Raw genomic sequence first — 22,986 nt, forward strand, 5'->3', positions numbered from 1 at the left:
TCAGGTGATTATTGCGAAGAGGTCACACCCGTTCCCATACCGAACACGGCAGTTAAGCTCTTCAGCGTCGATGGTAGTTGGGGGTTTCCCCCTGTGAGAGTAGAACGTCGCCTGGTAAAAAAAAACATCAGCTACTAGGCTGATGTTTTTTTTTGTATTTATACATAGGTAAATAATGTGAAACTTGATTAGTATACTTAAAGAGGCTAATTTAACTGGTGTTTCACTTAAAGGAATTGGTTTAAGTAACAGTTCTTTCGAGGAACTCACCCTATACGATAATGTACACCGCGTAGGTAGGCGAAACAACGAAGAAAGCGACAATTGCCAGGCAGATTAGATTACAAACTTATTGTAGTCCTTTTTTAGTAGTTAAAAGGAACAAAGGTAAGTTCAAAACAGGAAAGTAGTATCATGTCAGAAAAAATTTTATAGATATAGAGCACAAAATTAGAACTATTTTCATATATTACAAAAAAATAGGCCCTAAATTGTATAAAAAGTTTTTAATTTGCAAAACTAAATAATAAACAAAATTGTTTAATCAATCGTAAATTACGTTTGAAAAACATTAAGAGGAGGAATAAAGGTGAATGAATTATCAAAATGTATAGTTTGCGAAGAGAAAAAGGAACATGGCATTCATATTATTGAAGCATTCGTATGCGAAGAGTGTGAAAAGAAAATCGTAAAAACTGAAACAGATGCACCTATATACAATTCCTTTGTAGAAAAGTTAAGATGTATTAGTACGGTGAAAGAAGAAATTGTAAATTAAAGATTAGCTTAAGCATAATAGACTAATAGTAGTAGTCTAATAAGTTTTTGTAAGTTAAAATAAAGTATAAAATGAAGGACCGATTATCTATACAGGTACCTCTACCATATTTAATTACTGTTTGGTCGCCCCTTTAGTGACTGGGCCTTTAAGTAATGGAGAGAACTTGTAAACATAATCGGTTTTTATATTGTCTATAAACTATTGGATTTTGAATTAGTTAGTTGTCTTAAATGTAGAGAGTCGAGTGTAGTAAGCTTTTATTAAAAATTATACTAGTATAGCGATACATACAAATAAATTGCGTAAATTAAAGGAAGCGTTATTAATGAATAAAATGCCGTTACTAAATGCACTGAAACAGTTCGTTAATGAAGAAACAATTTCTTTACATGTTCCAGGTCATAAAAATGGAAAGCACACTTTTATAAATGAATTAGGATTACCAAATATATTAAATTATGATGTGACGGAATTAAATGGATTAGATGACTTGCATTATCCTTCAGAGGTAATAAGTGAAGCTCAAAAAATGTTAGCTAAAGTATACAAAGCAGAAGAAAGTTTCTTTTTAGTAAATGGATCAACTGTGGGTAATCTAGCTGCAATTTTAGCATTATGTGGCGAGAATGACGAAGTATTGGTTCAACGCAATTGTCATAAATCAATTTTTCATGGTCTATTACTTGCTGGAGCAAAGCCTATATTCTTGCCATTAGATATTGATGAAGAGCTAGGACAGCCACTAGGGATAAACATTGAACAATCTATGTATGTAATAAAAAATTATCCAAAGGCAAAAGCAATAATTTTAACAAATCCTAATTACTATGGTATGTCTCAGAATTTGAAAAATATAATTGAATTCGCCCATAATATGGAGATCCCAACGATAGTAGATGAGGCTCATGGAGCACATTTTATAATTGGAGCACCTTTTCCAGAAGATGCACTATCTATGGGTGCTGATATTGTCATTCAGTCAGCGCATAAAACTTTGCCTGCAATGACAATGGGTTCATATTTACATATAAAATCAAGTCTTGTTTGTAAAGACAAATTAAGAGAAATGCTAAGAATGCTACAAAGCAGTAGTCCTTCTTATCCAATCATGGCTTCTTTAGATTACGCAAGGAATTTTGTCGAAACATTTTCTCTTGATAAAGTGAAAATACTTCAAAAGAAAATTGACGAGTTTATTAAAGAAGTTAATGAGTTATCTAGTATACAGGTAGTTACATCAAGTCGTATAAACTATATACAAGATTTACTAAAAGTAATCGTAAAAAGTGAAAAAGGACATACCGGTAAACAATTACAGGAAATATTTGAAAATGAGGGAATCTATTCAGAGCTTTCAGATTGGGGACATGTATTATTTATCCTTCCTCTAGATGAAAAATTTGATTTTAATGACCTTATTAATCGTATAAAAAAAGCAACTGAATCTATGGTATATATTGAAAATAAACAACCTAAACTTAACGTGCCTAATTTTACGAGTACAGTTTTACATAGTTATGCTGATTTAAAGAAAAAAAGGAAGTTGGTAAAAGATTTGGCAGATTCAGTAGGAGAAATCTCTACAGAAAATATTGTTCCTTATCCACCAGGCATTCCGATTTTATTAAAAGGTGAACTAGTTACTAAAAAGCATGTCGAATATATTCATGATGTATATCAATATGGAATGACGATTCAAAACTTGATTGAAGGCAAAAATTTACAAATCGAAGTATTGATTTAGGAGGAAAGAAACTTGAAATCTTTATTTATTACATTTGAAGGACCAGAGGGTGCAGGGAAAACAACAATTATAAATATGATCGCAGAGGAACTTAATAAAAGAAGTGTAAATTTTATATCAACTCGCGAACCAGGTGGTATTCGTATCGCTGAAAGTATAAGAAATATTATATTAAATACAGAGAATGTTGAAATGGACAAGCGTACGGAGGCACTACTTTATGCTGCAGCGAGGAGACAGCATTTGGCAGAGAAAGTAATCCCTGCATTAGAAGAAGGAAAAATTGTGTTATGTGATCGATTCGTAGATAGCTCTCTTGCATATCAAGGTGTTGGTAGAGGAATCGGAATAGATGAAATTTATAATATCAATCAATTTGCGATTGATGGTTTAATGCCTGATTTAACAATTTACTTTGATTTAGACCCTAAAGTTGGGTTAAATAGAGTTCATCAAGCAGATGAGAGAGAAATCAACCGATTGGATTTAGAAGAACTAGACTTTCATTTAAAAGTTCAAAGTGGATATGCTGAAATCATGAAGAGAGAACCATGGCGCTTTAAACGAATTGATGCATCAAACTCGATCGACCAAGTATTTAATGATACTTTAAAAGTTATTTTAGGAAAAATCGAAGAAATTTAATTATTTTCAAAAATTGATTACATGAACAATAACGTGACGGAACTGGTATAATAGAAGAAAGAACCTCCGGAACTTAACTAAAAATTACTTATATCAATATGTAAGTATTATAGCTAGATTTATGTAATTGATAAAACGATTCAAAAAAACGATAAACGATGCAATTAAAAAAAGTATCATTGATTAATTTATAGATATGAGTAGGTGTAAACATGAAAACATCTTGGGAGGAACTAAGCGAGCGTCAGCCAGTTGCTACAAAAATGTTAAAAAATGCAGTAATTAAAAACAGGGTAGCTCATGCTTACTTATTTGAGGGCCCAAGAGGAACTGGTAAACGCGAACTTGCATTCCACTACACAAAAGTATTACTATGTGAGAATGTAAGTGGCGCTACACCTTGTGGAACTTGTCGTAATTGTAGGCGTGTCGATTCCGGTAATCACCCAAATGTTTATGTAATCGAGCCTGAAGAAGCTTCTATAAAGAAACATCAAATTCAACAATTACAAGAAGAATTCGCTAAAACAGCTGTTGAATCAAATCGAAAAATTTATATAATAGACCACGCTGATCGAATGACGACAAATGCAGCTAATTCTTTATTAAAATTTTTGGAGGAGCCAGTCTCAATTACAACTGCATTTTTATTAACTGAACAAGTACAACAAATTTTGCCAACGATCCAATCTCGCTGTCAATCAATCCATTTTAATCCATTACCAACAAAATATTTTGAAGAACATTTAGTTAATATCGAGCTCCAATCAAACTTAATACCATTATTAGCAAGATTAACAAATAGTGAAGCAGTTGCACTTCAAATTGCTGAAGAAGAATGGTTTGCACAAGCTAGAGATTTAGTGATAGAATTATATGAAGCATTATTAACAACAAAAAAAGATAGTCTTCTAGTCATACAACAAAATGTTTCTCGTTATTTTGATACGAAGGAACAGTTACAAATGATGCTTGATATGCTTTTATTAGCCTTTAAAGATATGCTATATATATATGCTGAGCAAGATCAAAACGTTGTTTTTAAAAATGAAGAACCATTAATGAGACAAGCGTTAAATCGTATTTCATTAGAGAAAATAACTACTTGTTTAGAAATCATCCTTTTTGCTAAAAAGCGATTAACATCAAACGCAAATATGTTAATGGTTTTAGAGCAAATGATTATAGAGCTACAGGAGGGATTGTAGATTGTGTACGAAGTAGTCGGAGTACGTTTTAAAAAAGCAGGTAAAATCTATTATTTCGACCCAAATGGATTAGCAATCCCTAAAGATACTTTTGTCATCGTTGAAACGGTGAGAGGGATTGAATTTGGAAAAGTAGTTGTACCAAATAAAAAGGTCGGAGAAAATGACGTAGTCCTTCCGTTAAAAAAAGTTATGCGATTAGCTGATGAGCATGATCGTACGATTGTTGAAGAGAATAAACAATCAGCTAAAGAAGCTTATGAAGTTTGTTCTAGTAAAGTTATGCAACATGAACTAGATATGAAATTAGTTGATGTCGAATATACGTTTGATCGAAACAAAGTCATCTTTTATTTTACTGCAGATGGTAGAATAGACTTTAGGGAACTAGTAAAGGATTTAGCTGCAGTATTCCGTACTCGAATTGAATTAAGACAAATAGGAGTACGTGATGAAGCTAAAATGCTTGGTGGGATTGGGCCTTGCGGTAGAATGTTGTGTTGTTCAACGTTCTTAGGTGATTTTGAACCAGTATCCATTAAAATGGCTAAAGATCAAAATCTTTCCCTTAACCCGGCGAAAATTTCAGGACTTTGCGGCCGATTAATGTGCTGCTTAAAATATGAAAATGACGAGTATGAGGCTGCAAAAGAACAGCTTCCAGACTTAGAGGATATCATCAAAACAGCAGAAGGTCCTGGAAGAGTAGTAGGATTGAACATCTTAGAACGAGTTATTCAAGTAGAATTGATCAAAAAAGAACGCGTTGTGGAGTATACCCTAGATGATTTAATTCATGAGGGAGTCGTGTCAATACAAACCACAGATTAAGAGGTGGTAAGATTGGACAAGAAGAATATATTCTTATCTCTTTCCAATATGGAAGAACAAATTCAAGATTTATCAACACAGCTTAGCGACTTAAAACAATATATCGCTGAGCTACTAGAAGAAAATCACTATACGAAAATTGAGAATGATCACTTACGAGAACGATTAGGTCTAAATAAACGTATAGAAGAAAAAGTACAAATAAAAGACTCAAAGAAGAAAAAGGTACAAAAGGATAAGGATCTTGGGGAAGGCTATGATAATTTAGCAAGACTGTACCAAGAGGGTTTCCATATTTGTAATCTACATTATGGAAGCGTACGTCATGGTGAGGACTGTCTGTTTTGTTTATCCTTCTTTGATAAAAAGTAATGGTAGGCTATTCCGGAAGAAGCGAACGATTACCTTTTTAGAAAACAGCTGTTAAGTAAGCTGCTTAAAAAGGTAAAGTGCGCACGTTCCAAATGGAATAGCTTCTTTTTATGCATTGCTAGTTAATTATTATAAGATTAGGCAATGCTAAAAGATAATATTGGTGTGAATTTGAAAGGAACTAATTATGCTTAAAGGTGACGAACGCTTAGATTACTTATTAACCGATGATATGAGGATTATACAAAGTCCATCTGTTTTTTCATTTTCATTAGATGCAGTTCTTTTATCTAATTTTACATATGTCCCAATCCAGAAAGGTACAATTGTTGATTTATGCTCTGGAAATGGAGTTATTCCATTGATGCTACACCGAAGATCTAAAGCAAATATAATAGGTGTAGAAATACAAGAGAGATTGTACGATATGGCTAAAAGAAGTATTGAATATAACAAGTTAGACGAAAAAATAACAATGATTCATGACGACTTAAAAAATGCACCAACTAAAATAGGTAGAGAATTTGTAGATGTTGTTACTTGTAATCCACCATACTTTCAAGATATTCCGACTTCTGAACAAAATATGAATGAACATTATGCAATAGCGAGACATGAGATTAAAACGAATTTAGAAGAAGTAATCAATGCAAGTAAACAACTTTTGAAACATGGTGGGAAGTTGGCGATGGTTCATCGTCCAGGACGTATGTTGGATATTGTTACAACAATGCGTAAACATGGTATTGAGCCGAAAAGGATTCAGTTTGTTTATCCAAAAATGGGTAAGGAAGCAAATACACTTCTAATTGAAGGTATGAAAGGTGGTAAGGCTGAACTTAAAATTTTGCCTCCGATTTACGTATATGAGGAAAATAACGAGTATACGGCTGAGTTAAAGGAAATTCTATATGCAAGACCATAAACACTATTTATACGTGCTAGAATGTTCTGATGCAACTTTCTATGCAGGGTATACGACAAATATTGAGCGTAGAGTAAAACAACATAACGATGGAAAGGGTGCGAAATATACGAGAGGTAGAACACCAGTAAATTGTATATTTTTTGAGGAGTATCCAACTAAAAGAGAAGCAATGCAAGCGGAATACGCTTTTAAGCAATTATCAAGAGAAAACAAAGAACGTTATATGAGAGGAGGAATAAGCAATGATTAAAAGCCAGAAGAGCTTTTTAAATGAAGAATTAGGTTGTCTTTATTTAATACCAACGCCTATTGGTAACTTAGAAGATATGACGTTTAGAGCGGTACGAATACTAAAAGAAGTGGACTATATTGCAGCGGAGGATACCCGCAACACGAAAAAGCTTTGTAATCACTTCGAAATACCAACACCATTAGTAAGTTATCATGAGCATAATAAAGAAAAAGCAGGTCAAAAGCTTGTGGAAGATTTAAAACAAGGATTAAAAATTGGATTAGTAAGCGATGCGGGAATGCCATGCATAAATGATCCAGGTTATGAGCTTGTAAAGCTTTGTTTAGAAGAAGGCATTTCTGTCATTCCTTTACCTGGTGCAAATGCTGCATTAACATCTTTAATATCATCTGGACTACCTACCGATTCATTTTTATACATAGGATTTTTGGCACGTCAAAAGAAAGATAAGAAGAAACAATTGGAACCATTAAAGGGGCAACGTAGTACAGTCATTTTGTACGAGTCTCCACACCGTTTAAAAGAGACGCTACACGTTATTCTTGAAGTATTAGGTGACAGAAAAATAGTACTTTGTAGAGAATTAACAAAGAAATTCGAAGAGTTTTTACGAGGGACAGTTAGTGATGCGATCGATTGGGCAACGAATGAAGAAGTACGTGGAGAGTTTGTAGTTGTTTTAGAAGGGGCATCTGAAGAAGAAGTGAATAACAATGAGGAGTGTTGGTGGCAGGAGCTGTCCATTAACCAACATGTCGATTGGTACATAAACGAAAAAAACGAAAAAAGTAAAGATGCAATAAAACTCGTAGCGAAGGATCGTTCATTAAATAAAAGGGACGTCTATGCTGAATATCACGAAATTTAAAACGGATTAAAAATGAAGTTAGGCTGTCTTGTTTATTTGTAATTCTCTACTCATTTTTACTTATTTTTTATTTAGAGAATGCAATTAAAATAGGCAGCCTCTTCAATTTAATTATTATTAGCTATAAATTGTTCAATCTCGAATTTTAAAAGCTCTGCGCCTTTTTTACTTAAAACAATTTTACCATCAGCAACCTCGAGATTATTTTGAGAAATTTCTCCCGTCATCATACAAGTCATATTTGGTTCATATTTTTTTAGGATAATTCGATCATCCTGTACAAATATTTCCAGTGTGTCTCTTTCAGTGATATTTAGTGTTCTTCTAAGTTCAATTGGAATTACTACACGACCAAGCTCGTCTACCTTACGGACAATTCCTGTAGATTTCATAATTAATCCTCCTATATAAAGTTTTTTTGAAAATAAATGTACTATGTAGTCAAAAAACAAAGCTACATAGTGCTACTATGCCAAAATGGGTTAATTAAAGAGAAAATGTATGTATATTTATGAGAAATAATAGAAATAGATGTTACTATTGTGTAAAATTTAACTTATAAAATAAGTATGAAGTTGTAATAGTTAATGGGGATATGTAGATAACTCATTTTTCATTTTATAATGAAATGCAAAATCATGCGAATAATTTAGTGTCAATATTTAGAAATTTTTGAAGGAGGATTTTTGGTCAATGAGTAATAAAACTTTTTATATTACAACCCCAATATATTATCCGAGCGGAAAATTACATATAGGTCATGCTTATACGACTGTTGCTGGGGATGCAATGGCTAGATATAAGAGACTTCAAGGTTATGATGTTTTTTATTTAACGGGTACAGATGAACATGGTCAAAAAATTCAACGAAAAGCTGAGGAATTAAATGTCTCGCCTCAAGAATACTTAGATAATATCGTTGTTGGAATTAAGGACTTATGGACGAAATTAGATATTTCATATGATGACTTTATCCGTACGACAGAAAGCCGACATAAAGAAATTGTTGAGAAGATTTTCAAGCAATTACTTGATCAAGGTGACATTTATTTGGACGAGTATGAAGGTTGGTATTCGGTGCCAGATGAAACATATTATACTGAAACACAAATTGTAGATCCTTTATATAATGAAGAAGGAAAAATTATTGGTGGAAAGAGTCCGGACAGCGGTCATCCAGTAGAGCTAGTTAAGGAAGAGTCGTATTTCTTTAAAATGAGTAAATATGCTGACCGATTACTGAAGTATTATGAAGATAACCCAGAATTTATTCAACCTGAATCAAGAAAAAATGAAATGATCAACAATTTCATTAAACCAGGTTTAGAAGATTTAGCTGTTTCACGTACTTCATTCGACTGGGGTGTAAAAGTACCTGGCAATGCTAAACACGTTATTTACGTTTGGATTGACGCGTTATCTAACTATATTACAGCGTTAGGATATGGTACAGATAATGAAGAAAACTATAAAAAATACTGGCCAGCGAATGTTCATTTAGTTGGTAAAGAAATTGTACGTTTCCATACGATTTATTGGCCGATTATGTTAATGGCATTAGACTTACCATTACCTAAAAAAGTCTTTGCTCATGGATGGTTATTAATGAAAGACGGCAAGATGAGTAAATCAAAAGGAAATGTAGTAGATCCAGTAGTACTAATCGACCGATATGGATTAGATGCCCTAAGATACTACTTATTACGTGAAGTTCCTTTTGGATCAGATGGAATTTTTACACCTGAAGGATTCGTTGACCGAATTAATTTTGATTTAGCGAATGACTTAGGTAATTTATTAAATCGAACAATTGCAATGATCCAAAAATATTTTGATGGTAATATTCCTGCAGTTAATGGAACAGTAACAGATTTTGATGAAAACCTTCAACAAATGGCAAAAAGCACGAAAGAAACTGTTGAAGCTGCAATGGAAAATATGGAGTTTTCAGTTGCATTAACAAATATTTGGCAGTTCGTTAGTCGTACAAACAAATACATTGATGAGACACAGCCATGGGTACTTGCTAAAGATGAAAGCCGTGTACAAGAACTAGCTTCTGTAATGGCACATTTAGCTGAATCTTTACGTCAAGTTGGGATTTTACTAAAACCTTTCTTAACTCAGACTCCAGCGAAAATTTTCACTCAATTAGGACTAGTTGACGAGAAGATTCTTTCATGGGACAGTCTTAATCAGTTTGGAGCAATCCAAGAGGATACGAGAGTACAAAAGGGTGGTCCAATTTTCCCTCGTTTAGAGACAGAAGTTGAAGTTGCATACATTAAAGAACAAATGCAAGGGACTGTAAAACCAGTGGTAGAAGAGAAAGTGGAAGAAACTGTTCCTGAGATTACAATTGATGAGTTCTTTAAAGTTCAACTAAAGGTCGCTGAAGTAAAAGAAGCTGGTGCCGTAAAAGGAGCAAAAAAACTTCTAAAACTTCAATTAGATTTAGGAAATGAATCAAGACAAGTTGTATCGGGTATAGCGGAATACTATAAACCAGAAGACTTAATTGGTAGAAAAGTGATCTGTGTAACGAATTTAAAACCTGTTAAGCTTAGAGGGGAACTTTCCGAAGGGATGATCCTTGCAGGAAGTATTGAAGGTAAGCTATCACTTGCAACAATTGATCAATCATTACCAAACGGTACTATTATTAAATAAAGTTACTAGGAAAAGTATTTCGTGTAAAAACTAACATGAAATACTTTTCTTTTTAATTTGTTTTACTGAAATAATTGTTGTATAGTGCAGAAAATTGTAAAAATATCATAGGAATCACAAATATGATAATATTTTGTTGGATTATGGCAGGTGTTAACAAGATGTTGTTAAAAAATGTCATTATATGAAGAAAATATTACAGATTGATTACAATAGTAAAATGAAAAAATTATCAGAATTTGTTTATTAAAAGTAAGAAAGTCTTGATATAGCATGGAATTAATTTAAAATATCTTTAAAATTTTATTAGAAATTGTTTAATTTTGACCGTTTCTTTTTGTAACGGAATTGTTAACTGTGCGTTAGGTAAGAAATTTTACGGTATGCTAGACTAAATCTCAGATGAGCAAAGGGGAAGTAAAAATGCTTTTTGATACACATGTACATTTAAATGCAGATCAATACAAAGAAGACCTTGAAGAAGTAATTAGTAGAGCTCTAGAAGCAGGAGTTGTTCATCAAGTAGTTGTTGGCTTTGATCGACCAACAATTACGAAAGCTATGGAATTAATTGAGAAATATGATTTTCTTTATGCAGCTATTGGCTGGCATCCAGTTGATGCAATTGATGCAACAGAAGAAGATTTTGAATGGATTAAGGAATTATCAAAACATCCTAAAGTAGTAGCAATTGGTGAAACTGGATTAGATTACTACTGGGATAAGTCTCCAAAAGAAATCCAAAAAGAAGTATTTCGTAAACAAATTCAATTAGCAAAAGAATGCGGACTACCGATTGTTATTCACAATCGAGACGCAACAGAAGACATTGTAACCATTTTAAAAGAAGAAAATGCATCAGAAGTAGGTGGCATCATGCACTGCTTCGGCGGAAGTGTGGAAACTGCAAAAGAATGTATTAATATGAACTTCTATATTTCATTAGGAGGACCAGTTACATTTAAGAATGCAAAAAAACCAAAAGAAGTTGCGACAGAAATTCCGTTAGAAAATCTATTAATCGAAACGGATTGTCCATACTTAACACCACATCCGTATAGAGGAAAAAGAAATGAACCTAGCTATGTATCACTTGTTGCTGAAGAAATTGCACGTTTAAAAAATATATCAGTTGAGGAAGTTCAAAAACGAACCTTCGAAAATGCGTGTAATATTTTTCAGATTAACAAATGATCTCATGAACTAGTACGAATAGATATTATTCGTCACAGTTCACGTATGAAGAGTTGAAGAATTTGTCGAAAGAAAACTCTTCTACTTCTAAATCTAGTAAACATACATTCAGTAGAGTAGAAGCACTAGTTAATAGGTTTGGAGCTAGTCAATCTTTTTTCTCAGGCGAAAAGGAGGAGTAAAATCGTGATAGACGCGAATAGGTTACTTTCTAGACTTGGGAGTAGTAAAAAACTAGCAGTACAACTTGCAGGAGCTTTAGTTTTCACTGGATCAGTAGGTACAGGAGCATATGAGGGACTTAAAGAACAAGTAACTCTTGAGGTAGACGGGAAGGAACAGGTTATTCAAACACATGCAAATACTGTGGCTGAATTATTAAAAGAACAAAATATTAATATTACGAATGCAGATGAAATATATCCGTCAGCTAAAACGAAAATATCAGATGATATGGATATTACAGTTCATTTAGCGAAACCTGTTAAACTTACGATCGATGGGCAGGAAAAAGTCATTAAGACAACTGCTCAAACGGTAAAGGAATTATTAAAAGAACAAAATATTATGATCAATCCTGAAGATGTTATAATGCCTGCACTGTCAACACCGTTAGAGGAAAATGGTAAAGTAACTTACGAAAAAGCATTCCCTATGGTTTTAAATGATGGAGGAGTTTCTAAAAAAGTATTTGCAACTTCGACTACTGTCGCTGACTTTTTAGAAAAGCAGAACATTACATTAAACGAATTTGACCGAGTTGAACCAGGTGCCGGCGAAATGATCAAACAAAATGATACAGTTCGAGTTATCCGTGTCGAAAAAGTCAACGATGTGGTGGAAGAGCCTGTAGATTTTAAAGAAAAAGAGAAAAAAGATTCTTCTATGTATAAAGATGAATCTTCGGTCATTTCAGAAGGTGTAAAAGGACTTGTTAAACGTAACTTTGAATTGATTAAAGAAAATGGTAAAGTAGTTTCTAAAACACTAGTTGATGAAACGATATTAAAAGAACCTGTTGATCGAGTAGTTGCAGTTGGAACAAAGTCTGTACCAACATCAAGTGCATTAGTAAAATCTAGTGCCCCAAAATCAAGTAGTAAGGTAAAGGAAATGTATGTTGAAGCAACTGCATATTCACCTTATGATGCTGGGATGTCTGGTGTTACAGCTTTAGGTATTAATGTTCGTAAAAACCCTAATACAAAACTGATTGCAGTTGATCCAAAAGTTATTCCTTTAGGATCTAAAGTTTGGGTTGAAGGATATGGTGTTGCTATTGCTGGTGATACTGGTGGAGCAATTAAAGGTAGAAGGATCGATATTTTAATGCCTACAAAAGACGATTGTTTTGATTTTGGTCGTCGTACAGTAAAAATTCGTATTATTAAATAATATTTTTAAAATAGATCGTTGTTTGAATGAAAGTAGAAGGATAAGCCCTTCTACTTTTTTTATACTATTTTTAAGGGAGTATGAAGTTTTATTATCCTTATGGTATGATTACATATACTTGTATTGGTTGGAGGAACAAATGAAAATTAAAGAAATCATTGTTGTTGAAGGTAAAGATGATACGGCGGCAATTAAAAGGGCTGTGGATGCAGATACAATTGAAACAAGTGGTTCTGCTATAAATAAGGATACTTTAAAATTAATAAAGCATGCTCAGGAGACTAGAGGAGTAATCGTATTTACAGATCCTGATTATCCCGGTCAACGTATACGCTCGATTATTAAAGAGCATGTACCAGGATGTAAGCATGCGTTTTTACCAAAGGAAGAAGCTGTTCGTTCGGGTAAAAAAGGATTAGGAATCGAGCATGCTACTAGAGAATCTATCCGAAATGCTTTAATTCATGTTAAGCAGGAATTTATCGAAGTTGAATCCGAAATTACAAAAGAAGATTTAATAGATGCCGGATTAATTGGACATCCCTCATCAAGTGAAAGACGAGATAAACTTGGTAAAATTCTTAATATAGGTTATACAAACGGTAAGCAACTAGAGAAAAGACTGCAAATGTTTCAAATATCAAAAGATGAATTTGGACAAGCAGTAAAAAAAGTTTTAATGGAGGAAAAATAATGAAGGATATCGCAACACCTAGTCGAACGAAAGAAATATTAGCCAAGTACGATTTCTTCTTCAAAAAAAGTTATGGTCAAAATTTCTTGATTGATACAAATATACTAGAAAACATTGTAAGTTATGCAGATTTAACTGAAGAAAGTTCTGCAATTGAAATTGGTCCGGGAATTGGGGCATTAACTGAGCAAATTGCTAAGCGTGCTAAAAAAGTATTAGCGTTTGAAATAGATAATCGACTAATCCCAATCTTAGAAGATACACTTTCTCCATATGATAATATACAAATCGTTAATGAAGACGTACTGAAGGCAGATGTTGAAAAAGCGATTAATGAGTATTTGCCAAATGAGAAGGATATAATGGTAGTCGCGAACTTGCCCTACTATGTAACGACACCAATTATTATGAAGCTATTAACAGAAGGTTTACCAATCAGAGGAATTGTTTGTATGTTGCAAAAAGAAGTAGCTGACCGTATCGCTGCAAAGCCGGGGACAAAGGATTATGGTTCACTATCAATAGCAATACAGTTTTATACGCATGCTTCAACGGTTATGACTGTACCTAGAACGGTCTTCATGCCACAGCCAAACGTTGATTCTGCCGTTATAAAGCTAGTAAAACGTGAAGAACCAGCAGCAGAGGTAATTGATGAATCATTCTTTTTTGAAGTAGTTAGAGCGAGTTTTGCTCAAAGAAGAAAAACATTAAATAATAATTTATTAAATAATTTTTCTCATCTGAAAAAGGATAAAGCAATGCTGGAAGCTTGCCTTCTAGAAGCAGGTATTGAAGGAACAAGAAGAGGAGAAACTTTATCAATTCAAGAATTTGCAGTATTAAGTAATAGTCTATATAAACAAATAAAATAACAAAAAGATGATTATAAGCTAATTTTTAAACTAGTTTGTAATCATCTTTTTTTATTTGATACTTTATTTTAGTTCTGATGCCCTATAAAAGTTCAATAAACCTTCTTTTCACCCTTTTTTTTGTCCATACATAATCTAAAAAAAGAGAGCGAACTCGTAGTGTACTTAAGCAATTTTGGAGGGGAAGGCATGTGAATATTAATGTAGGAGATATAGTAGAAAGAGCATCTTATAAATATGACCTAGTTTTTCGAGTAGTGGAGGTAAAACAAATCGGGGATGAAGTCATAGCTGTTTTATATGGTGACGATTTTCGTTTAATTGCTGATGCGCCTTTATCCGACCTGCGAGTAATTATTGAGTCAGAGTATCGAGAAAAAGGTAAAAGATCATCTGTTCAAATTGAGGAAAACTACAAACTATTTAAACGGGAAGCCATGGAACAAAAAGAAAAAAGAAGATTTCAAGCAACAAATGGATTTAGAACAGATGTAAATCTTTTTCAAATGCCAGGTCGGGTTCTTCACATCGATGGAGATCCAATTTATTTAAAAAAATGTCTTGATATGTATAATAAGATGGGGGTCCCTGTTGAAGGGATCTATTGTAAGGAAACAGAATTACCAACAAAAATTGGTTATTATTTAGATCATTATCGCCCCGATATACTAGTTATAACTGGTCATGATGCATATACAAAGGCAAAAGGGGTTGTTACCGATTTAGAAGCTTACAGACATTCAAGATATTTTGTCGATGCTGTAAAAGAAGCGCGAAAAAGAGTTCCATCTTTAGACCACCTTGTAATTTTTGCTGGGGCATGTCAATCTCACTTTGAAGCGATTATACGCGCAGGAGCAAACTTTGCAAGCTCACCAACTAGAGTAAATATTCATGCATTAGATCCCGTTTATGTAGTTGGGAAAATAAGCTTCACATCATTTATGGATCGAGTAAATGTTTATGAAGTGGTTCGTAATACAATTACAGGTGAAAAGGGGCTAGGCGGGGTAGAAACAAAAGGAATTTTAAGAACAGGGCTACCTTTTCAATCAATGGAAGAGGAGTAAGGAAAAGATTTTCTACATTAACGAGAAGTCTCGTTTGTAGAAAATCTTTTTTATTTTCATACATAAATTTTCTGATTTTCACAAATAATAATCGGGTGTTGTAAAAAAAATATTGACAGGTAACCAGTATCGTTGGTATAATTTTATATTTTTTTGACTTAGTTTACATAAGATGGTATACTTGTCATAGTGAGGTGGTATGAAATGACAAAAAAATTATCTGAAATAAAGGATACTTTAGATAGTCATGTTGGACAACGACTTACATTGAAAGCAAACAGCGGACGTAGAAAGACTGTGGAACGTTCCGGTGTATTAGCAGAAACATATCCATCCATATTCGTAGTACAATTAGATCAAGAAGAGAACGCATTTGAACGCTTATCTTTTAGTTATGCAGATATTTTAACAGAAACAGTTGAATTGTTTTTCTGTGATGACCATACAAGTGGACTGATGGCGAACGGACAGTAGAATTTTTCTACTGTCCCTTTTCTTTTTATTATTCATGAAATGAAACATATTACACATACTAACAATGTCGAAGTGGAAAAAGGGGGTTGCTTTTTTTGGGTAGAAGAAAAAGAGGTATAATGTCACAGGGCTTTAAAGAGGAACTTGCAAAAGATCTTGGTTTCTATGACGTCGTTCAAAAAGAAGGCTGGGGAGGCATTCGAGCGAAGGATGCCGGCAACATGGTTAAAAGAGCAATCGAATTAGCTGAGTTACAATTATCTAATAAGCAACAATAAACAATCTTCACTTCGACAAGCGAATTTGTCTACACATTAAACCGAAGCAAAATGCTTCGGTTTTTGTGAATCGTTTTAAAGAATTTCCACAGTTATGGATCACTTTCATTGAGGTACATTTTTCTTATGAGTTAATTATGATACAATAGCAAAAAAGTAAGTGTTCATAAGAAGGTGAGAATAGTGAAATTAATGGTGAAGGCTCCTGCGAAAATAAACCTTTCATTAGACGTAGTAGGGAAAAGAGGCGACGGTTATCATGATGTAAAAATGATCATGACAACGATTGATTTAGCCGATCGAATTGAATTAGAGCTTATTCAAGAGGATAAGATTGTTGTTACATCACATAATCGTTACGTGCCAGATGATCAACGTAATTTAGCTTATCAGGCTGCGATGCTACTGAAAGAAATGTTCGGGATTAAATTAGGAGCGCATATTTTTATTACCAAAAATATTCCTGTTGCTGCTGGTTTAGCTGGAGGTAGTTCAGATGCTGCGGCAGTACTAAGGGGACTAAATAAGCTTTGGAATTTAAATTGTTCGTTAGATGAATTAGCGGAAATTGGTTCAAAAATTGGATCGGACGTATCATTTTGTGTTTATGGCGGAACAGCTATAGCTACAGGTCGTGGAGAAAAAATTGAACATATTGATACACCGCCACCTTGTTGGGTTATTTTAGCGAAACCAACACAGGGCGTATCAACGGCTACTGTTTATCAAAAGCTTAAATTAGATAATATTCAACATCCTGATGTAGATCGTATGGTTAATGCCATTTCGAATAAAAATTACAACGATATTTGTATGTCATTAGGAAATGTATTGGAAACAGTTACACTGCAATTACATCCTGAGGTTGCAATGATTAAGGATCAAATGAAACGTTTTGGTGCTGATGCTGTTTTGATGAGCGGAAGTGGTCCTACAGTATTCGGATTAGTTCGTCATGATTCTAGAATGAATCGTGTTTATAACGGACTAAAAGGTTTCTGCGATCAAGTATACGCTGTTCGGATGTTAGGCGAAAGGGAAAAACTTGATTAAAAACGAATATTATTATAAAATTTTTATAAAATATTCGTGATTTGAGGTGCTGCATGAAAATTAGAAGAAGCTCTCGTCTTGTAGGTATGACACACTATTTGTTGCATCATCCACAACAATTAGTATCATTAACATTTTTTGCTGACTTATATGCGTCTGCTAAATCATCAGTAAGTGAGGATTTAGGTATTATTAAGCAGACGTTCGAACAGCAAGGAATTGGGACACTATTGACTGTGCCAGGAGCAGCTGGTGGTGTAAAGTATATTCCTAGTATTAGTAATCAAGAAGTAAATACAGTAATTGAAGAATTATGTGATCTACTTCAAAAACCAGACCGAGTGTTGCCAGGTGGATACTTATATATGACTGATATATTAAGCAATCCTAACTATGTAAATAGTGTAGGCCGTATGTTTGCATCAATATTCAGTAATCAAAAAATAGATATCGTTATGACAATCGCAACAAAAGGGATTCCTTTAGCGTATGCTGTGGCAAACTTTTTAAATGTACCAGTTGTAATTGTTCGTCAAGATAATAAGGTTACGGAAGGATCAACAGTAAGTATTAACTACGTATCTGGTTCTTCAAAACGTATACAAACAATGTCATTGGCAAAAAGAAGCATCGAGGCAGGTTCAAATGTTTTAATTATCGATGATTTCATGAAAGCTGGTGGAACGGTTACTGGTATGAAAAACTTGCTTAAGGAATTTCAGGCAAATGTTGCAGGAATTGGTGTATTAGTAGAGGCAGTTAACATTGAAGAAAGATTAGTTGAAGATTATATTTCACTTGTAAAGTTATCTGAGGTAAATGAAAGAGAACAGCTTATTCGAGTTGAAAGAGGTAATTTCCAAGAAGAATCATTTATTAAAACTGAAAGCTTATAGTCATTAGATAAATAAGCTACTTGTATATAATAAAGAAGGGGAAGATACATAATGCAATTAATTCATACTGATCATGCACCAAAAGCAATTGGACCATATTCTCAAGCGATAATCGCTAATGGTTTATTATACACATCTGGACAAATTCCATTAACTGTTGAAGGAAATATTGTAGAAGGTGGAATTGAGGAACAAACAAAGCAAGTATTTGCGAACCTTAAGGCCGTTCTAGAAGAAGCTGGGACAGATTTATCAAAAGTTGTTAAAACAACTGTGTTTTTAAAAGATTTATCAACTTTTGTTGATTTTAATGATATTTATGAAGAGTTCTTCAATGGACATAAACCTGCAAGAAGCTGTGTAGAAGTTGCAAGACTACCTAAGGATGTATTAGTAGAGATCGAGTGTATCGCAGTTGTTTAAGACAATCAGACTGTAAATAAACTTGTTTTTAAAGATCTTTATATACTTTGAGTAAAAGCCTGAAATTATTTCAGGCTTTTTATTTTGTAGAAATTATTACTATTAATATTTCTTCTTTCTTTGATTGTTTTACTCTAATTATTGTTGATTCATCGCCTTATTAGTAGATTCTCTTCTTATGGAAAACGAGCATTCTGTAGAGGGGATCAAACACAACCAACCTACTTAAAAGAGGTAATATAAGTAATTCAAATTTCAACATCCTGAAAAAATCTAAAATTTTTTCAGATTTTTTATATTTACATTAAAACCTAATTAAAAAATTCCGATAAATAAGTTGAGGACTTTAGTTTAGTAAACATTTGTAAAAATTAAATAATTTAAATAAAAAATTTTCCAAAAAGAAGGAAATTATTGATAATTGTTGAAACTTACTAATTATGGTTTAAGTTGATAAAGGTGGTGAACAAGATGGAAGTGACAGACGTAAGACTACGCCGCGTAAACACGGAGGGTCGTATGAGAGCTATTGCATCAATTACATTAGATCATGAATTTGTTGTTCATGATATTCGCGTAATCGATGGTAATAACGGTTTATTTGTAGCAATGCCAAGTAAACGTACTCCGGATGGAGAGTTCCGTGATATCGCTCATCCGATTAACTCTTCAACTCGTAGCAAAATACAAGATTCTGTATTAGCTGAATATCACCGTGTAGGTGAGTTGGAAGAAGACTTTGAAGAAGCAGGTGCTTCTTAAAAATATGACCAAAAAGAACCCATTAATGTATAATGGGTTCTTTTTTTATGGTATAATAAAATGGATGTATTTTGTGGAAAAATATTAAAATTAGCATTTTGAGCTAACAGGTATAGGTATTTAGATTGATGGAGGATGACTATGTCAAATAAATATGCGATTGTTCTAGCTGCAGGAAAAGGTACTAGAATGAAATCAAAATTATATAAAGTACTTCACCCTGTTTGTGGAAAGCCTATGGTTCAACATGTTGTAGACCACGTAATATCAGTTGGTGTACAAAATATTGTAACCGTTGTAGGTCACGGAGCGGAATTAGTTAAAACACAATTAGGTGATCATAGCGAATATGCTCTACAAGCAGAGCAATTAGGTACTGCACATGCTGTTATTCAAGCAGCGCCAATGTTAAAGGATAAAGAAGGAACTACTTTAGTAATTTGTGGTGACACACCATTAATTTCACCAGAAACAATTCAAGCTTTATTCGATGAGCATGAAAGATTACAGGCTAAAGCTACCATTTTAACAGCCCACCTTGAGGATTCAACTGGTTATGGTAGAATAATTAGGGGCGAAAATGGGTCTGTATTAAAAATTGTTGAGCATAAGGATGCAAGTCCAGAAGAGCTAACAGTTCAAGAAATAAATACAGGTACATATTGCTTTGATAATAAAGCATTATTCGATGCATTAAATGAAGTAAATAATGATAACGCTCAAGGTGAGTACTACTTACCAGATGTTATTGAGATACTAAAAGCAAAAGGCGAAATAGTAGCTGCATATAAAACAGCAAATTTCGATGAAACATTAGGTGTAAATGATCGATATGCATTATCTATTGCAGAATCAATCATGCGTAAAAATATAAACAAAAAACATATGTTGAACGGTGTAACAATTATCGATTCAGCTAGCACATATATCTCTGCAGATGCAAAAATTGGTTCAGATACAATTATTTACCCTGGCACAATGATATATGGAAATAGTATAATTGGAACGGGTAGTACAATTGGCCCGAATACTGAAATTATCGATAGTGAAATTGGTAATGATACAGTTATTAAGCAATCAGTTGTACATGAAAGTAAAATCGGTCATTCAACTACAGTTGGACCGTTTGCTCACATTCGTCCGGCGTCAACATTAGGTGATGAAGTTCGAATCGGAAATTTCGTTGAAACTAAGAAAGTTACTTTTGGTAACGGAAGTAAAGCTTCACATTTAAGTTATGTTGGTGACGCGGAAGTTGGTCAAGGTGTTAATCTTGGTTGTGGCTCAATCACTGTAAACTATGACGGTAAAAACAAGTTTAAAACAACGATTGAGGACAATGTCTTTGTTGGTTGCAATTCGAATTTAATTGCACCTGTAACTGTGAAAAAAGGTTCATACATTGCTGCTGGTTCAACGATTACTGATGAAGTTCCAGAAGATTCACTAGCAATTGCAAGAGCAAGACAAGTGAACAAAGAAGGTTACTATAAAAATTAATTATAGATAAAAAGAAAAGAAAAAAGCGGAGGGTACACGAAACATGCCTAATCATTATCCAGACAAGCATTTAAAAGTATTTACTCTAAACTCGAATCCTAAATTAGCTGAAGAAATTGCAAAGCACATTGGTGTAGAGCTTGGTAAATGTTCGGTTTCTCGTTTTAGCGATGGAGAAGTGCAAATTAACATAGAGGAAAGTATCCGTGGTTGTGATGTATTTATCATTCAATCAACAAGTTTCCCTGTAAACGAAAGTATTATGGAATTATTAATTATGATAGATGCTTTAAAACGTGCTTCAGCAAAAACAATTAACATTGTGATTCCTTACTACGGTTACGCTCGTCAAGATCGAAAAGCACGTTCACGTGAGCCGATTACATCAAAGTTAGTTGCAAATCTTCTTGAAACTGCTGGTTCAACTCGAGTGATTACACTTGATTTACATGCACCACAAATTCAAGGATTCTTTGACATTCCGATTGATCACTTATTAGGTGTACCTATCCTTTCAGATTACTTTAGAAAAAAACAGCTTGAAGATATCGTAATTGTTTCTCCTGATCATGGTGGAGTAACAAGAGCTCGTAAAATGGCAGATCGTCTGAAAGCTCCGATTGCTATCATTGATAAACGTCGTCCAAAACCAAATGTTGCTGAAGTTATGAACATCATCGGTAATATTGAAGGTAAAACGGCTATTTTAATTGATGATATTATTGATACAGCGGGTACAATTACACTTGCTGCTAATGCATTAGTAGAGCATGGTGCAAAAGAAGTATATGCATGTTGTACACACCCTGTATTGTCTGGACCGGCAATTGATCGTATCGAAAACTCTTGTATTAAAGAATTAGTTGTAACAAATTCAATTTGTCTTACTGAAGATAAAAAGACTGATAAACTTGTTGAATTATCAGTTGCAGGCCTTCTAGGCGAAGCGATTATTCGTGTATATGAAGAGCAATCAGTAAGTACGTTATTTGATTAATATAAAAATTACATCTTTGCTTTAAAACTTATAAGAGGACGTAACCAGAAGTGGTTACGTCTTTTCGTAATATAACCATGTGATTTAGAATGGAGGGTAATAAAATGAAGTTGTTTGTAGGATTAGGCAATCCGGGTAGAGAGTATGAAAGAACGCGACACAATATTGGGTTCATTGCAATCGATGAATTAGCTCACCGCTGGGGCTTTTCATTAACCCAACAAAAATTTAATGGTATTTATACTTCAGGAATTGTAAACGGAGAAAAGGTCTTCTTGTTAAAACCTTTAACATACATGAACTTGTCAGGAGAATGTGTAAGACCATTTATGGATTATTTTAATATTGATATAGAGGACCTTGTCGTCTTATATGATGAAATGGATATTCCAACCGGAAAGCTACGTTTACGTACAAAAGGAAGTGCTGGAGGACATAATGGTATAAAGTCATTAATTCAGCATTTAGGAACACAAGAATTCCAACGTGTTCGAATTGGTGTAGATCGTCCGTCAAATGGAATGAGTGTCGTAAATCATGTATTATCAAACTTTTTTGAAGAAGAAATTGCTGAAGTAGTTGATGGGGTAAAAAGAGCCGCAGATGCATGTGAGTATTTTTTAAAGCATTCTTTCGTAGATGTAATGAATCAATATAATAAAAAATAAAAAACAGGAATTTACACTTTCACATTGAATAAGTATAGTTAGTACAATCCATACTGTATATATGAATTTTTTGTAGTATGGAGGAAGTAATGGAATTATTAGATTGTCAGTGTCGTTATTGTTATAAACAAATGGGTAGTATTGAAAAACAACAGTTGTTACAAGTTTCATCTTCGTATTGTCATTCTTTCGATGAAGAATTAAGCGATTTTGTAAATTTTATTCAATCTCCTAATCAAGTAATTTATATTGTGTGCGAGGATTGCGAAATGACTCTAGCTGAGTTTCCACATTACCATGAGTATAAGAATTTCATAAATTAAATTGCCTTTGGTTAATAACTGAGGCGTTTTTCTGTTTTTTCTAGGCTCTGTTAAGATGAAGTGCGTTAATCTGCAAATGAACCT

Annotated in this window: 26 protein-coding genes and 1 rRNA gene; 26 read left to right on the forward strand and 1 reads right to left on the reverse strand. The window is 33.5% G+C overall.

The features are described 5' to 3' along the window. The 10 genes from rrf to rsmI all read left to right on the forward strand — a co-directional run bounded on the left by rrf (position 1) and on the right by rsmI (position 7,630). A 5S ribosomal RNA gene (gene rrf, locus B6K90_RS21405) occupies positions 1-116 on the forward strand. A 473-nt stretch (positions 117-589) separates the two neighbouring features. After that, entirely contained in the window at positions 590-778 is a 189-nt protein-coding gene (locus B6K90_RS21410) for a sigma factor G inhibitor Gin (RefSeq protein WP_235821887.1), read from the forward strand. 328 nt (positions 779-1,106) lie between these two features. Beyond that, complete coding sequence (locus B6K90_RS21415) at positions 1,107-2,525, forward strand: aminotransferase class I/II-fold pyridoxal phosphate-dependent enzyme (protein WP_088014755.1); 1,419 nt, start codon at positions 1,107-1,109, stop codon at positions 2,523-2,525. Between the two features lie 12 nt (positions 2,526-2,537). Continuing rightward, the gene (tmk, locus tag B6K90_RS21420; protein ID WP_088014756.1) at positions 2,538-3,170 is read left to right on the forward strand and encodes a dTMP kinase; all 633 of its coding nucleotides are present in this window, start codon (positions 2,538-2,540) and stop codon (positions 3,168-3,170) included. A 212-nt stretch (positions 3,171-3,382) separates the two neighbouring features. Beyond that, positions 3,383-4,378, forward strand: a complete 996-nt coding sequence (holB, locus tag B6K90_RS21425; protein ID WP_088014757.1) for a DNA polymerase III subunit delta' — start codon at positions 3,383-3,385, stop codon at positions 4,376-4,378. A 3-nt stretch (positions 4,379-4,381) separates the two neighbouring features. Beyond that, positions 4,382-5,209, forward strand: a complete 828-nt coding sequence (locus tag B6K90_RS21430; protein WP_088014758.1) for a PSP1 domain-containing protein — start codon at positions 4,382-4,384, stop codon at positions 5,207-5,209. A 12-nt stretch (positions 5,210-5,221) separates the two neighbouring features. Then, entirely contained in the window at positions 5,222-5,581 is a 360-nt protein-coding gene (gene yabA / locus B6K90_RS21435; RefSeq protein ID WP_114347090.1) for a DNA replication initiation control protein YabA, read from the forward strand. A 184-nt stretch (positions 5,582-5,765) separates the two neighbouring features. Further along, a complete protein-coding gene (locus B6K90_RS21440) occupies positions 5,766-6,506 on the forward strand; it encodes a tRNA1(Val) (adenine(37)-N6)-methyltransferase (protein WP_088014759.1) in 741 nt (246 codons plus the stop codon). Next, a complete protein-coding gene (locus B6K90_RS21445) occupies positions 6,493-6,759 on the forward strand; it encodes a GIY-YIG nuclease family protein (protein WP_088014760.1) in 267 nt (88 codons plus the stop codon). Before B6K90_RS21440 ends, B6K90_RS21445 begins: the two co-directional genes overlap by 14 nt. Then, positions 6,755-7,630: a 16S rRNA (cytidine(1402)-2'-O)-methyltransferase gene (gene rsmI, locus B6K90_RS21450; protein WP_088014799.1), complete on the forward strand. Its 876-nt coding sequence runs from the start codon at positions 6,755-6,757 to the stop codon at positions 7,628-7,630. Before B6K90_RS21445 ends, rsmI begins: the two co-directional genes overlap by 5 nt. A 107-nt stretch (positions 7,631-7,737) precedes the next feature. Here rsmI and B6K90_RS21455 read toward each other — a convergent pair whose 3' ends face one another. After that, positions 7,738-8,022, reverse strand: coding sequence for an AbrB/MazE/SpoVT family DNA-binding domain-containing protein (locus B6K90_RS21455; protein WP_088014761.1), 285 nt, complete (start codon positions 8,020-8,022; stop codon positions 7,738-7,740). A gap of 301 nt (positions 8,023-8,323) precedes the next feature. Between B6K90_RS21455 and metG the strand changes: the two genes are divergently transcribed. The 16 genes from metG (at position 8,324) to B6K90_RS21535 (ending at position 22,902) form a co-directional block, all read left to right on the forward strand. Further along, complete coding sequence (gene metG, locus B6K90_RS21460; RefSeq protein ID WP_088014762.1) at positions 8,324-10,300, forward strand: methionine--tRNA ligase; 1,977 nt, start codon at positions 8,324-8,326, stop codon at positions 10,298-10,300. A 423-nt stretch (positions 10,301-10,723) separates the two neighbouring features. Further along, entirely contained in the window at positions 10,724-11,494 is a 771-nt protein-coding gene (locus B6K90_RS21465; protein WP_088014763.1) for a TatD family hydrolase, read from the forward strand. Between the two features lie 186 nt (positions 11,495-11,680). Next, positions 11,681-12,889 (forward strand): G5 and 3D domain-containing protein, encoded by a 1,209-nt coding sequence (locus tag B6K90_RS21470; RefSeq protein WP_088014764.1) that lies wholly within the window; start codon positions 11,681-11,683, stop codon positions 12,887-12,889. A gap of 139 nt (positions 12,890-13,028) precedes the next feature. After that, on the forward strand, positions 13,029-13,583 hold the full coding sequence (rnmV, locus tag B6K90_RS21475) for a ribonuclease M5 (protein ID WP_056474503.1): 555 nt from the start codon (positions 13,029-13,031) through the stop codon (positions 13,581-13,583). Next, positions 13,583-14,458: a 16S rRNA (adenine(1518)-N(6)/adenine(1519)-N(6))-dimethyltransferase RsmA gene (rsmA, locus tag B6K90_RS21480; protein ID WP_088014765.1), complete on the forward strand. Its 876-nt coding sequence runs from the start codon at positions 13,583-13,585 to the stop codon at positions 14,456-14,458. Before rnmV ends, rsmA begins: the two co-directional genes overlap by 1 nt. Before the next feature lie 191 nt (positions 14,459-14,649). Beyond that, entirely contained in the window at positions 14,650-15,528 is an 879-nt protein-coding gene (yabG, locus tag B6K90_RS21485; protein ID WP_088014766.1) for a sporulation peptidase YabG, read from the forward strand. Positions 15,529-15,732: 204 nt separating this feature from the next. Next, positions 15,733-16,002 (forward strand): biofilm formation stimulator Veg, encoded by a 270-nt coding sequence (veg, locus tag B6K90_RS21490; protein ID WP_088014767.1) that lies wholly within the window; start codon positions 15,733-15,735, stop codon positions 16,000-16,002. A gap of 119 nt (positions 16,003-16,121) precedes the next feature. Then, positions 16,122-16,280 carry a small, acid-soluble spore protein, alpha/beta type gene (locus tag B6K90_RS21495; protein ID WP_056474548.1) on the forward strand — a complete coding sequence of 53 codons (159 nt, stop codon included), beginning with the start codon at positions 16,122-16,124 and terminating at the stop codon, positions 16,278-16,280. A gap of 183 nt (positions 16,281-16,463) precedes the next feature. Next, positions 16,464-17,333: a 4-(cytidine 5'-diphospho)-2-C-methyl-D-erythritol kinase gene (gene ispE, locus B6K90_RS21500; RefSeq protein WP_088014768.1), complete on the forward strand. Its 870-nt coding sequence runs from the start codon at positions 16,464-16,466 to the stop codon at positions 17,331-17,333. A 53-nt stretch (positions 17,334-17,386) separates the two neighbouring features. After that, on the forward strand, positions 17,387-18,229 hold the full coding sequence (gene purR / locus B6K90_RS21505; RefSeq protein ID WP_056474490.1) for a pur operon repressor: 843 nt from the start codon (positions 17,387-17,389) through the stop codon (positions 18,227-18,229). A gap of 51 nt (positions 18,230-18,280) precedes the next feature. Then, entirely contained in the window at positions 18,281-18,652 is a 372-nt protein-coding gene (locus B6K90_RS21510) for a RidA family protein (RefSeq protein ID WP_088014769.1), read from the forward strand. 471 nt (positions 18,653-19,123) lie between these two features. Beyond that, positions 19,124-19,414, forward strand: a complete 291-nt coding sequence (spoVG, locus tag B6K90_RS21515) for a septation regulator SpoVG (protein WP_056474486.1) — start codon at positions 19,124-19,126, stop codon at positions 19,412-19,414. Between the two features lie 141 nt (positions 19,415-19,555). Further along, entirely contained in the window at positions 19,556-20,914 is a 1,359-nt protein-coding gene (glmU, locus tag B6K90_RS21520; RefSeq protein ID WP_088014770.1) for a bifunctional UDP-N-acetylglucosamine diphosphorylase/glucosamine-1-phosphate N-acetyltransferase GlmU, read from the forward strand. Positions 20,915-20,957: 43 nt separating this feature from the next. Beyond that, positions 20,958-21,911: a ribose-phosphate diphosphokinase gene (locus B6K90_RS21525; RefSeq protein WP_088014771.1), complete on the forward strand. Its 954-nt coding sequence runs from the start codon at positions 20,958-20,960 to the stop codon at positions 21,909-21,911. A 104-nt stretch (positions 21,912-22,015) separates the two neighbouring features. After that, the gene (gene pth / locus B6K90_RS21530; protein ID WP_088014772.1) at positions 22,016-22,579 is read left to right on the forward strand and encodes an aminoacyl-tRNA hydrolase; all 564 of its coding nucleotides are present in this window, start codon (positions 22,016-22,018) and stop codon (positions 22,577-22,579) included. An 89-nt stretch (positions 22,580-22,668) separates the two neighbouring features. After that, positions 22,669-22,902, forward strand: coding sequence for an anti-sigma-F factor Fin (locus B6K90_RS21535; protein ID WP_167555462.1), 234 nt, complete (start codon positions 22,669-22,671; stop codon positions 22,900-22,902). The last annotated feature ends 84 nt before the right edge of the window (positions 22,903-22,986 follow it).

Source organism: Gottfriedia acidiceleris, assembly GCF_002128425.1.
Lineage (GTDB): Bacteria > Bacillota > Bacilli > Bacillales > Bacillaceae_G > Gottfriedia > Gottfriedia acidiceleris.